Origin of the sequence: Streptosporangium sp. NPDC006013 (assembly GCF_040614275.1) — a bacterium.
Taxonomy (GTDB): Bacteria; Actinomycetota; Actinomycetes; order Streptosporangiales; family Streptosporangiaceae; genus Streptosporangium.
On sequence record NZ_JBEXUE010000345.1, the window covers coordinates 1 to 10,945 of the forward strand.

Below are 10,945 nucleotides of genomic sequence, written 5' to 3' on the forward strand. Positions count from 1 at the left end.
CGGTATAGGAACGCCACGGCCATGCTGGCGCCCCCACCGGGGACATCACAGACCCCCGGGGGCATCACACCAAGATCTTCAGTGGGCTTCTAGGGCCTGTTGCGAAAGTGGAGTTGTCGGACTGGACGTGCCCTGCGGCAGGTACCGTTTCATGTCAGGCTCTGGGGGGCCGCTGCCCCTGGGAACTGTCAGTTGCAATCGGGAGGCTGCGCAGTGTCAGCGCAGTCGGCGGAGGCAGCGGTTTCTTGGCCGTGTCGGTCCGGAACGACTGGAGCAGATAGGCCACCAGGCGCCGGGACGCTGCACCATCATCCGGTAGGGCGGTCACCAGACCGCAGTGTGCCAACAGGACCACGGCGAGGTCGGAAGGGTGAAAATCGGCCCGCAGCGCGCCCGACGCCTGGGCCCTGCGTACCAGGGTCGTGAAGTCCCGCTCGGCTCGTTGCCGGGACTGCGCGTGTTCCGACGTGCTTTCCGGGAAGGCCGCGACGAACGCAGCTGAGAACCCGCGTTCCTCCCGTTGCAAAGCGCAGACCGTCTCAACCAACTGCTGGAAGCCCTGCCACGGGTCAGGGGCGGCCAGAGCCTCGGTGAGTGCCCGCGCGCAGGTCTCCATCTGCTGCGCGAACGCGCCCCGCACCAGAGCGTCCCGGGTCGGGAAATGCCGGTACAGCGTCGCCACGCCGACCCCGGCCCGACGGGCCACGGTCGCCATCGGGGCATCGATCCCGTGCTCCGCAAAGACCGCACGGGCGGCGACGAGGATGCGCTCCCGGTTGCGCCGGGCGTCCGCCCGCACCCCGTCCCGGGCTGTGATCCGAGAGGATTCCGCTATCACTGTCTCTCGCTTTCGGTCCAAACGGACGATTGCGTCCATTTAAGAGCTTACGGTCGATGCCAGACCCCTGTACGGCCCCCGGCGGCAAAGGCAGAACGATGAACGACCGCATGATGAAGGCAGTGCTCTACGACCGCTACGGTGGCCCCGATGTGCTCTACGCGGGCCGCGTGCCACGCCCCGAGCCGGCCCACGGCGAGGTCCTTGTGAAGGTGCGCGCGTTCAGCGTCAACGGCGGCGAACTGGCAGCCCGTGCCGGCCGTCTCCGTCTCCTGACCGGCCGGAAATTCCCCAAGCGCATCGGCTTGGACTTCACCGGCGAGGTCGCCGCACTGGGTGCCGGAGTCACACGGTTCGCGGCCGGCGACCGCGTATGGGGGGTCTTGGGCCGCACCTCCGGGTTCGGCAGCGCCGCCGAGTACGTGACCGTGCCCGCCGAACAGGTCGGTCGGCTCCCCGACGGCCTTGACCTGGTGGACGCCGCCGCGCTGCCGGTGGCCACCACGGCCATCACCGCGCTGCGGGACAAAGCCGGGCTGCGCCCCGGCGAACGACTCCTCGTCCGGGGCGCGGCGGGCGGTGTCGGCAACGCCGCCGTCCAGCTCGGACGGGCGTACGGCGCCGAGGTCACGGCCCTCGCCCGCGCAGCCAACCTCGACTTCGTCCTCGGGCTCGGCGCGCACAAGGCTGTCGACCACCGGACCGTGCGGCCGGCGGAACTGGGCCGCTTCGACGTGGTCCTGGACACCGTGGGGACCGACCTGCGGGCCTTCCGGCGCCTACTGAATTCCGGCGGGCGCATGGTCACCATCGCCTTCGACCTGAAACGGCCCGCTGCGTCGCTCGGCTACCTCGCGGCCAGCACGGTCCACGGACACGGCCGGGTGCGCTTCTTCAGCGGCAACCCCACGCGGGCGGACTTCGACGACCTCGCCCGCCATGTGGTCGAGGGCAAGCTGAGCCCCGCGGTGGACACGGTCTTCCCCCTGGAGGAGACAGCAGCGGCACACCGGGCGCTGGAGGCGGGCGGTGTCCAGGGCAAGTACGTGGTCAGGGTCGCATAGGACCCCTGTGGAGGTGCTGATCACAGCCACTCGTTGATGGCAGCGATGAGGACGGTCGCCTCGTAGCGGACCGCCAGCTTGTCGTATCGCGTGGCGACGGCGCGGTGCCTCTTGAGGCGGTTGATCCCGCACTCGACCGCGTGACGCTCGCGGTAGTCGGCTGGGTCGAAATGCGGTGGTCGGCCGCCGCGGGAGCCGAGCTTCTGGCGGTTGCGCGCCTGGTCGGCTTTGTCGGGGATGGTGCAGCGGATTCCGCGGCGACGCAGGTAGGCGCGGTTTCTGCGGGAGGCGTATGCCTTGTCGGCGCGGACCCGATGGGGACGGACACGTGGCCGCCCCGGCCCGATGCGGGGCACGCGGATCTTCTCCAAGACGGGTTCGAACTGCGGCGAGTCCCCGCGCTGCCCAGCGGTCACCACGATCGACATGGGCTTTTGGCCCTGCTCGACGGCCAGGTGCAGTTTGGTGGTGAACCCGCCGCGCGAGCGTCCCAGCCCGTGATCACCAGGCTCGGTGAAGATGCCGCCTGGTGGTTCCTTCTGTGAGTCACCCTGCTTGCGGGCCCCGGCCCCGTGCTGATGGGCGCGGCATACCGTGGAGTCGACGCTCAGGTCCCATGTGATCGCGCCTTTCGCGTCGGCCAGGGACTGGAGTTGGGTGAGTATCCGGTGCCAGGTGCCGTTCCGCTGCCATCGGCGGAACAGGTCGTAGACCCGGTTCCACGGTCCGTATTCGACGGGGACGTCCCGCCACGGAACTCCGGTCCGGACACGAAACCGTATGCCGTCGATCAGCTGCCGCCGAGGCCGGACGGGTGGCCGCCCCGTCCTGGCACCCTTCGGCAACAACGGCTCCAGGACCGCCCACTGCTCGTCCGTGAGATCTCCCCGACCCATGAACCGTGATCATTCACAGCCCAGGATCCACTTTCGACACTGAAGTTGACCCGGTTTGGTGGACACCTGATCTCTGGAGAACCCTGACATGCGGAGTAGGTCCGGGTCCGCTGCGGCGAGGTGTCATGGAGGCTACGACGGCGCCGGCATTCTCACCCCGGGCGAACAACCCTCTGACGGGCGATGTCTCGATCTTGACACCCGCAACGCGCTCCTGCGCTGCCTGGGAGAATGAGGCTTCGCCTTGCTCGGACAACACCGGTGCACCCTCCAGTGCATCACCGCCGGCCCAGCAAAGTCGGCGACATCGTCAAAACCGCACTCGTCGTTCTCCCTCATTTCGAACACGGCTGCCTGAAATAAAAGTCGCTGAGATCACCTCATTGCCTTGGGCATGACCGATCTGATCCGATCTGGCCGTGCGATGTCGTCTTCCCCGCTACCTCCGGCCCCTGACGCCGCTTCTGCCGGTCTTCCGCTGGTGCCCGGACGCCTCGGACTCCGGCCCGCACCAGTGGACGGCCTCGCGGTCGCCCCGCGTACCGGGGAGATCCTGGCGAGCTCCGGGCACGTGCGGCCCGAAGATGGGTGGCTTTGGCCTCCTCCTCGCCGTCTCGTACGTCCACCTGACGTCTGGATAGGATGGGCCGATGTCCTGGACGCTCGAAACTCCGGGCGGCGAGTCGCTTGACGTCAACGCGTGGAACTGGCGACCGACCCTGGAACTACTGGAGAGATCCGGCCTCCTCGACGCCGACACGACCGAAATGCTGGGTTACAACATCGCCGTGGAACTGACCGGCGAGCAGGCCCAGCGGATCGCCACGTTCTTGGACACCTACCTGGCGACCGCTCCCGCCGAAGGCCGAGTCCTCCTGGGCGGATCGATCGTCACGGAACCCGACACCTACGAGTTCTACCGCGACGACCTCGGACGCAACTATTCCGCGACGGTCGCGTGGCTGACTCGCTTCCGCGATTTCTGCCGCACCGCGACGGACGGTTTCACCGCCTACTGAACCAGCCGGGTGCCAGGGCCCGGCGTTCCCGGGTTCTGATGCGCTATGGCAACGTTGAGCGTTTGGCCAGGTGGAGCACAAAAAAGCGCGACTTCTGCTGATCTTCCAGGTCTCGAATCCGAAGATCGTCGCAGGAATCGCGCTCGTGTCCCCATCCTCTCTCCGAGAGCTCAGGCTGTTTCCGTCGAGCCCATCTCAGTGGTCCAGCCAGAATTGGAGCTTGAGCAGAGTGAAGCCGATGATGTCCGGCGTGAACTCTTCGTGGCCGAGAGCCTTGCGGTGGACTCTGAGTTGCCAGAGGTTGTTCTCTCTACCGAGGTCGAATTCTGTGCCGTAGGACACACCCCCGGAATATTGGTCAACGGATTGAATCTTTCCGGAGGTCAGCTGCACGCTTCCGGACCAGGTCCTGTCCCAGGTGTCGAGAGAAGGTGGCGGTCCGTCCCAGAGTTCGTATTTGATCAGACATCTTTCGCTGCCGATCTCGTCGATCACGATCCCGTCGTCGCCTGTGCCGATCCAGCCTTCCGTGTCGGTGGGGATCTCATCGAGATTCCAGTCCTTCTCGACATCTGCGACGCCGGACAGATACTTCGGTATCTCGCGCCGATCGAGGAGCTCGGTGACGATGCTGCTCATGATCTTCTTAACACTTCCGAGTTCGGGGTGAGAATGAGAGATGGGGCGCAGCGTAGACCTTGCGGGCCGCGACGTCCCGTGCCTACGACTGGAAGGCCCACGCGTCTCGGGGAATCACGTGGAACGTGTGGCGGGCCTCGATCCAGTCGCGATCGATGGGATGTCCGGTTATTCGGCCGATCAGGGTCAAGGCGGCGTCGATGCTCTCCTCGACATCATCTCCTTATGTTCTAACTACATGTGTGAAGAGATCTGCCGGTGTCCGCGCCGCCTGCGGATGTCGGCGCCGTCCCGTAGCGAACCGTCCGCCGGGATCGGGGCGCGACTACTTCAGTGAAGGGTCTGGGGGCCGATGACGGACAGCAGGTTCAGCTTGTCGTGGCTCTCGCTGCCGGGAATGGCGGTGTAGACGAGCAGCGAGTGGGCCTGGTCGGGGTCGACCAGTCTCTGGCAGGTCAGCTCCAGGGCTCCGACTTCGGGGTGGATGAAGTGCTTGACCGTGTGGGGGCGTATCCCGATCTCGTGGGCGTCCCACACGCGCCGGAACTCGTCGCTGTGGGCGAGGAGCAGGTCGGCGAGGTGTGCGGCTCGGGATCCGGGGCCGCGGAGGGTGACGATCTCGCGCAGCCCCGAGGCGAACATCCGGGTGAGGAACGGATGTTCTTCTGGCGCGTAGAGCTCCCGGACTGTTGGATCGGTGAACCACCGGTACCCCAGGCTGCGGGCGGGCCCGGTGTATCGGGTCGCGTCGCCGGTGAGTGCGACGCCCGTCGAGGTCTGCCGCAGGGTCTCGCCGAGCTCGGTGACGATCTCCGCGGGAGTGTCGTTCAGGCGGTCGAAAATGCGCAGCAGGCCGGGGCTGATGTGCTCGCCGACTCCGCCGCGGGCGGGCGGGTTCTGTCCCGCGAGGCGGAACAGATGGTCTCGCTCGTCGAGCGAGAGGTGCAGGCCCTGGGCGATCGAGGCGAGCATCTGGTTCGACGGCCGCGGTCCGCGTTCCTGCTCAAGGCGGGAGTAGTAGTCGGTCGACATGTGGCACAGCGTCGCGACTTCCTCGCGCCGTAGCCCGTTCGTCCTGCGACGGGGACCGCGCGGGAGGCCGACGTCCTCGGGTTGCAGCACCTCCCGACGACTTCGGAGGAACTCCGCCAGCCCGGCGCGATCGATCACGACATTCCCTCCACTCGCGGTGCTGCTTCGTTTCTACCGTCCTCGCGCGACGGCAACCACGGACCGTTGATCCCCCTCTCCGATCAGGGGATCGAGCGGATGAGTCCGCATCCGTGGATCGGCAGTCCCTGGAACGTCCACGTGGCGTCCGGGACCGTGGATCCGAGACGACAACACAAGGAGCAGAGCAATGTCGCGTCAAGCAATCGACATCACCATTCCGGACCTGTCCGGAAAGCGCGCGCTCATCACCGGGGCCAGCGACGGAATGGGACTGGGAATGGCCGCGCGACTCGCCGCAGCCGGCGCAGACGTCCTCATGCCCGTCCGCAATCCCCGCAAGGGCGAGAACGCGATCGCCGGGATTCGCCAGAGCCTCCCGAACGCGAAGGTCTCGCTGCGCAGTCTCGACCTGTCGTCGCTCAAGTCGGTCGAGGCCCTCGGAGACGCTCTCCGCGAGGAGGGTCAGCCCATCCACATCCTGATCAACAACGCAGGCGTGATGACCCCGCCGAGCCGGCAGAGCACAGCGGACGGCTTCGAACTCCAATTCGGCACCAACCACCTCGGCCACTTCGCCCTCGTCGGCCACATTCTCCCGCTGCTGCGGGCCGGCCACGCCCGCGTCACATCGCAGGTCAGCATCGCCGCGAACCGCGGCGCCATCAACTGGGACGACCTGAACTGGGAACGCGGCTACAACGCCATGCGCGCCTACCGGCAGTCCAAGATCGCATTCGGGCTCTTCGGTCTCGAACTGGACCGCCGCAGCAAGACCTACGGATGGGGTATCACCAGCAACCTCTCCCACCCCGGAATAGCCCCCACCAGCCTCCTCGCCGCCCGCCCCGAGCTCAGCCGCGACAAAGACACCAGCGGCGTCCGCCTGATCCGCGCGCTCTCGGCCCGCGGCATTCTCGTCGGCACCGTCGAGACCGCGATGCTGCCCGCGCTCATGGCCGCGACCGACCCCGACGCCAAGCCCGGCGCCCTCTATGGACCCAGGGGCCTCGGCAACCTCGGCGGCCCACCCGCCGAACAACGGATGTACTCCCGACTACGCAGCACGGACGACGCCGAGCGCACCTGGCAGATCTCGGAGCGGCTCACCAAGACCACCGTTTCGATCACTTGACCAACGCCGAGGCCCTCTTCTCCGACTGCCAGACGGGAAGGGCGATGCCAGATACTTTTCTATCTCGCGTCGATCGAGGAGTTCGGTGATGACTTTTGCCATGAGCTTCCTGGCATTTCCGAAATTGCCACCGAACCGCATCACTTCCCTGTACGGGGTGATCCGAGGCCAGGTACCCGCCTTCTCCGAGGGGGACGCCTTGGCGTTCAGACGGTGTCGGACGGTTTCGCCGCCCGCTGGGAGCGCGGCAGGCTTGACGTGGGGTATAGCTTTCTGCGTCCCCAAGCGAAGGAGTTCGCGGTGTCCTCAGCTCCGCAGGAGATCTTCGAGCGTTATATCTGGGCCGGGATGACCCGGAACGCCGCCGCGCTGGCCGAGATGTTCACCGCGGACGGCGTCTTCGAGGCGCCGCTCGTTCCGGCCGGCCGCGCCTTTCCGAGGCGCCTGGAGGGGCGCGAGGCGATACGCAATGGAATGGCCGCGTACTACGTGCGGCCGGTGGATACCGACCGCACGGTGAACGTGGACACCTCCCGGTACGTGCTGCACGGCACCGCTGACCCGGATGTGTTCATCGCCGAGATCGATACCGTCTTCGACGGGCCCGCGGGAGCCACGACCATGTCGCTGGTACAGATCTTCCGCCTTCGCGACGGGAAGATCGCCCTGCTGCGTGACTACTTCGCGCCGGAGCAGGTGGACTGATCCGGCCGCTCGGCGGGTTGACAGCGGTGGTGGCCATCCCCGGGCCCCGCACCGCGGTCGCGGAGCGGAGACCTGCGAGCTCTGGTGCCCCCGGTGGACCCTGCCGCCTAAGGCGTCGGTAGTGGGCCCAGCCTGGTTGCGTCCGCGGCCGTGATGTACGGCCTCGTTTCAGCGGCTTCTGGTTGCTCGTCGGGAGAGGGCCGTGTCCGGCTCAGTCGAAGATGGAGACGCGGGTGCGGTGGTGCCGTGGTGTGTCGATCTCGTCGATCGCCGCCACCGCGAGGTCCGCGTAGGACAGCTGCGCGGATGCCGATTGCGGCACGGTCTCTCCCCCGATCCGGTAGCGGCCGGTCCGGGGACCCGTCGACTCCAGCAGCGCGGGCGGGGTCAGCATGAGCCAGTCGACCGTCGTGTTCCCAGCCGCCCGGAGCCGGTCCAGGCCGGCCGTGTGCGCGAGGGCGAACGGCCGGATCTCAGCCGGGAAGACCGAGGGATCGTCCATCACCAGATGCCCGTGGGCGTCGTGGAGGTTCGCGAACAGTCCGACCAGAACGAGCCTGGGCACGCGCGCTTCTGCCAGGCCGTGCAGCAGGGCGTCGGCCGCCTTCACGAAGAACTGCGGGTCGAGGCCGGCGAAGCCCTGCTCCGGGCCGGAGAACGGACTCACCGCCTGAACCGCGGCAGCATGGCCGGGCGCGATCGAGGAGATCGCCGCCACGTCCGTGACGTCACCCCGCACCACGTGGACGCCATCCGCCTGAATGTCGCGGTACCTGTCCGGATCCCGGACCACGGCCGTGACGTGATGTCCGCGCCCACGTGCCTCAGCCGTGATCGCCCGCCCCGCCCGGCCCCCCGCTCCGAAGATGACGATGCCGCTCATGTCGCTCCTGTCTGGTCGCTTATGTCGCCGCCGGACAGAACGGTATCCAGGAGATACTGGTTACCTCAAAGATACTGGGATAGCCTCGCGTTCATGGTCGAACCCCTGGACCCGCAGATGTTCGACCCCGTGTGCCCGTCCAGCGCCATGCCGATACGGATCGGCGACAAGTGGACCGCGATGGTCGTGCTCTGTCTCGAAGGTGGCCGGCGGCGGTTCAACGAACTGCGGGGACCGTTGCGCGGCATCACCCCGAAAGTGCTCACCCAGACCCTGCGGGCGATGGAACGCGACGGTCTGGTCACCCGCACCGCGTACGACGAGAACCCACCCCGGGTCGAGTACGAGCTGACAGCGCTGGGGCGCAGCCTGCTGACCCTCATCGCGGCCGCACGCGCCTGGAGCGGGGAACATCTCCCCGCGCTCCTCGAAGCCCGCGACGCGTACGACTCCGCACCCGGCCCATCACCGCTGAGACAGGTGTAGACGGGGATCAGCGGTCTCGTTCCGGCAGCCGCAACCACAGATCCGGCGGACCGACGACGGCTCGCGCGTCGGGCGGTCGCAGTCCCGCCGCGGCGCAGCAGTAGGCCTCGGCCTGGCCCTGGTAAAGGTACTCGACGAGAATCTCTTCGCCCGTCAGGTGTCCACCGGCGTCGCCGCCGCCGGGATGTGTGTCCGAGTCCTCAAGGACGCCGTCGCGGCTCACGGCCCCTTGGCTGCCGCTCTTGGGGTTGGCGAACATGCTGTGGCAGACCGTTCCCACGGACAGCGGCAAGGTCACTTCGGGGGTGGAGGGGACGTATCCCCATGGCTGGGTGACGACGCATCCGCCGGGAACGTCGGTGACCCCGACGATCCCCAGGTTGCCGTCGGGGTCGGACCACGGATCGTCCAGGGCCGCGAGGTGCAACGGCTTTCCGTCGTAGCCGCCGAAGGAGTAGGCGCCCGAGTTCGGGTCGGCACCGGCTTCCAGCCTGGTGCGGATCACATCGAGATCAGCCCAGCCACGCGCGCTGATGCCAAACCATCCTGCCGACCCGGAACCGGTCATAACGCTCCTCGGATCGGTGTTCAGTGGTCCAGCCAGAATTGGAGCTTGAGCAGAGTGAAGCTGATGATGTTTGGAGTGAACTCTTCGTGGCCGAGAGCCTTGCGGTGGATTCTGACCTGCCAGGTGCTGTTCTCTCTGCCGAGGTTGAACTCCTCACCGTAGGACACATCTCCGGAATATTGTTCAATGGAGTTAATTCTTCCAGAGGTCAGACGCACGCTTCCGGACCAGGTCCTTTCCCAGGTGTCGAGAACAGGTGGTGGACTGTCCCAGAGTTCGTATTTGATCATGCATCTTTCGCTTTCGATCTCGTCGATCGCGATCCCATCGTCAACGGTGCCAGCCCAGCCTTCCGCATCGGTGGGGATCCCATTAAGAACCCAGCTCTTCTCGACGTCTGCGACGCCGGATAGATACTTTTGTATCTCACGTCGATCGAGGAGTTCGGTGATGATGTTTGTCATGATTTTCCTGACGCTTCTGAGGTTGAGGTGAGAGTGAGAGGCGAGGTCTGCCCGGGTAGGAACAGGTGACATTCCGTCACCTACCTGAAATAACCAAGTCCTCCAGGTGGACGGTACCGGGGGCGGGGGTTGGCCGAGAGCGCTGAAGCGGCTTGGGAGACCTGCCGTGATTCTTCGACTCCGGCGACCGGTGAACCTCGTCCGCCTTCGATGGTGGTGGACGGTCGATATCGATGCCGGGGAAGACCGTATCGGAGCTCGGTAACGTGTGGCGCTCGCTGATAACAGGCTGTCGCCAAACCGGGTCGGCGGCAGGGGGCCGAGAATATCTGGTGGAAAATATCCTCATATATCCGTTAAAGTGATCTGTGTCTGCTTTGACATTGAGGGCCATGCCAAAACGGGGCTAAGTTTGCTTCGGTAAAGGGCTAAGGCGTGTGCTCTGCGAGAGGTGTCGGCGGGCGTGGTAAACGACCAGAAAGACCTGTTTTTGGACCTAGGGGACAAGCGGCAGGGGCTTAATTTGTCGCCCGAAATTGCCGCCGAATCGGTTGAAAACCAACAGACGACCACTGATCTGGACACTCCTCAGGCATTCGAGCAGGGCGCGTCCTTTCGGTTCCGTGACGCGTTCGAGGAACTCGTTCGGCTGGACCTGCTCGCGAGACCGAGGAACCGCCGCGCGGCAGGCTGTTCCAGGTCGAGCTGACGGTGACCGCCCCCGGCGCCTCGGCTGCCGTCGATCTGTTGTTTTTCTGAACATCGTTCACCTTTGGGCGACGAAATCACTCATTCGTTGGAACGCGAGCCGTGGTCCGGCCGATCAACCTATGCGTCTCCTCGGAAGATTCCGAGGATTCACGACATCTCTGGAAGGCGGGCGGCTTTGAGCAGGCGGACGATCATCGGGGCCCGCTACGAGCTGGACCCCCTGTCGCGTCGCTCGGGAGGAATGGGCGAGGTCTGGTTCGGCTACGACAAGCGCCTCGACCGGCCGATCGCCATCAAGTTCATCAGGGTCGACAAGCTGCCCGACGGCCGGAGCGACGAGGAACTGACCAGACGCTTCGTGCGCGAG

At 66.1% G+C, this 10,945-nt stretch carries 13 protein-coding genes and 1 pseudogene; 7 read left to right on the forward strand and 7 right to left on the reverse strand.

Translation table 11 applies throughout. The features are described from left to right. Positions 1-154: 154 nt before the first annotated feature. Positions 155-877 (reverse strand): TetR/AcrR family transcriptional regulator, encoded by a 723-nt coding sequence (locus tag ABZ260_RS36630; RefSeq protein ID WP_355626746.1) that lies wholly within the window; start codon positions 875-877, stop codon positions 155-157. Positions 878-936: 59 nt separating this feature from the next. Here ABZ260_RS36630 and ABZ260_RS36635 point away from each other — a divergent pair, with 59 nt between their 5' ends. After that, a complete protein-coding gene (locus tag ABZ260_RS36635; protein WP_355626748.1) occupies positions 937-1,902 on the forward strand; it encodes an NAD(P)-dependent alcohol dehydrogenase in 966 nt (321 codons plus the stop codon). Positions 1,903-1,922: 20 nt separating this feature from the next. On the opposite strand, the gene ABZ260_RS36640 is transcribed toward ABZ260_RS36635, so the two are convergent. Continuing rightward, positions 1,923-2,798: an IS5 family transposase gene (locus tag ABZ260_RS36640; protein WP_355626749.1), complete on the reverse strand. Its 876-nt coding sequence runs from the start codon at positions 2,796-2,798 to the stop codon at positions 1,923-1,925. Between the two features lie 650 nt (positions 2,799-3,448). Between ABZ260_RS36640 and ABZ260_RS36645 the strand changes: the two genes are divergently transcribed. After that, a complete protein-coding gene (locus tag ABZ260_RS36645) occupies positions 3,449-3,817 on the forward strand; it encodes a hypothetical protein (RefSeq protein WP_355626751.1) in 369 nt (122 codons plus the stop codon). 195 nt (positions 3,818-4,012) lie between these two features. Here ABZ260_RS36645 and ABZ260_RS36650 read toward each other — a convergent pair whose 3' ends face one another. After that, entirely contained in the window at positions 4,013-4,456 is a 444-nt protein-coding gene (locus ABZ260_RS36650) for a hypothetical protein (protein WP_355626753.1), read from the reverse strand. A gap of 330 nt (positions 4,457-4,786) precedes the next feature. Then, positions 4,787-5,626: a helix-turn-helix transcriptional regulator gene (locus ABZ260_RS36655; protein ID WP_355626754.1), complete on the reverse strand. Its 840-nt coding sequence runs from the start codon at positions 5,624-5,626 to the stop codon at positions 4,787-4,789. A 190-nt stretch (positions 5,627-5,816) separates the two neighbouring features. On the opposite strand from ABZ260_RS36655, the gene ABZ260_RS36660 reads away from it, so the two are divergent. Together ABZ260_RS36660 and ABZ260_RS36665 are read left to right on the forward strand one after the other, a co-directional pair. Beyond that, complete coding sequence (locus tag ABZ260_RS36660) at positions 5,817-6,761, forward strand: SDR family oxidoreductase (RefSeq protein WP_355626756.1); 945 nt, start codon at positions 5,817-5,819, stop codon at positions 6,759-6,761. A gap of 300 nt (positions 6,762-7,061) precedes the next feature. Beyond that, positions 7,062-7,466, forward strand: coding sequence for a nuclear transport factor 2 family protein (locus ABZ260_RS36665; protein WP_355626758.1), 405 nt, complete (start codon positions 7,062-7,064; stop codon positions 7,464-7,466). 211 nt (positions 7,467-7,677) lie between these two features. On the opposite strand, the gene ABZ260_RS36670 is transcribed toward ABZ260_RS36665, so the two are convergent. Beyond that, a complete protein-coding gene (locus ABZ260_RS36670; protein WP_355626760.1) occupies positions 7,678-8,349 on the reverse strand; it encodes an NAD(P)H-binding protein in 672 nt (223 codons plus the stop codon). 93 nt (positions 8,350-8,442) lie between these two features. Between ABZ260_RS36670 and ABZ260_RS36675 the strand changes: the two genes are divergently transcribed. Then, positions 8,443-8,835, forward strand: coding sequence for a helix-turn-helix domain-containing protein (locus tag ABZ260_RS36675; RefSeq protein ID WP_355626762.1), 393 nt, complete (start codon positions 8,443-8,445; stop codon positions 8,833-8,835). Positions 8,836-8,842: 7 nt separating this feature from the next. Here ABZ260_RS36675 and ABZ260_RS36680 read toward each other — a convergent pair whose 3' ends face one another. Both ABZ260_RS36680 and ABZ260_RS36685 read right to left on the reverse strand, forming a co-directional pair. Further along, complete coding sequence (locus tag ABZ260_RS36680; protein WP_355626764.1) at positions 8,843-9,340, reverse strand: hypothetical protein; 498 nt, start codon at positions 9,338-9,340, stop codon at positions 8,843-8,845. 83 nt (positions 9,341-9,423) lie between these two features. Then, positions 9,424-9,867, reverse strand: coding sequence for a hypothetical protein (locus tag ABZ260_RS36685; RefSeq protein WP_355626766.1), 444 nt, complete (start codon positions 9,865-9,867; stop codon positions 9,424-9,426). A 463-nt stretch (positions 9,868-10,330) separates the two neighbouring features. Here ABZ260_RS36685 and ABZ260_RS36690 point away from each other — a divergent pair, with 463 nt between their 5' ends. Beyond that, positions 10,331-10,576 carry a hypothetical protein gene (locus ABZ260_RS36690; protein ID WP_355626768.1) on the forward strand — a complete coding sequence of 82 codons (246 nt, stop codon included), beginning with the start codon at positions 10,331-10,333 and terminating at the stop codon, positions 10,574-10,576. 177 nt (positions 10,577-10,753) lie between these two features. Further along, positions 10,754-10,945: pseudogene (locus ABZ260_RS36695) on the forward strand (serine/threonine protein kinase); the annotation flags it as partial.

What these genes read in the sequence shown, in the direction of transcription:
- ABZ260_RS36630 (WP_355626746.1), bottom strand. Translation starts at nt 877, where the DNA reads ATGGACGCAATCGTCCGTTTGGACCGAAAGCGAGAGACAGTGATAGCG.
- ABZ260_RS36635 (WP_355626748.1), top strand. Translation starts at nt 937, where the DNA reads ATGAACGACCGCATGATGAAGGCAGTGCTCTACGACCGCTACGGTGGC.
- ABZ260_RS36640 (WP_355626749.1), bottom strand. Translation starts at nt 2,798, where the DNA reads ATGGGTCGGGGAGATCTCACGGACGAGCAGTGGGCGGTCCTGGAGCCG.
- ABZ260_RS36645 (WP_355626751.1), top strand. Translation starts at nt 3,449, where the DNA reads ATGTCCTGGACGCTCGAAACTCCGGGCGGCGAGTCGCTTGACGTCAAC.
- ABZ260_RS36650 (WP_355626753.1), bottom strand. Translation starts at nt 4,456, where the DNA reads ATGAGCAGCATCGTCACCGAGCTCCTCGATCGGCGCGAGATACCGAAG.
- ABZ260_RS36660 (WP_355626756.1), top strand. Translation starts at nt 5,817, where the DNA reads ATGTCGCGTCAAGCAATCGACATCACCATTCCGGACCTGTCCGGAAAG.
- ABZ260_RS36670 (WP_355626760.1), bottom strand. Translation starts at nt 8,349, where the DNA reads ATGAGCGGCATCGTCATCTTCGGAGCGGGGGGCCGGGCGGGGCGGGCG.
- ABZ260_RS36675 (WP_355626762.1), top strand. Translation starts at nt 8,443, where the DNA reads ATGGTCGAACCCCTGGACCCGCAGATGTTCGACCCCGTGTGCCCGTCC.
- ABZ260_RS36685 (WP_355626766.1), bottom strand. Translation starts at nt 9,867, where the DNA reads ATGACAAACATCATCACCGAACTCCTCGATCGACGTGAGATACAAAAG.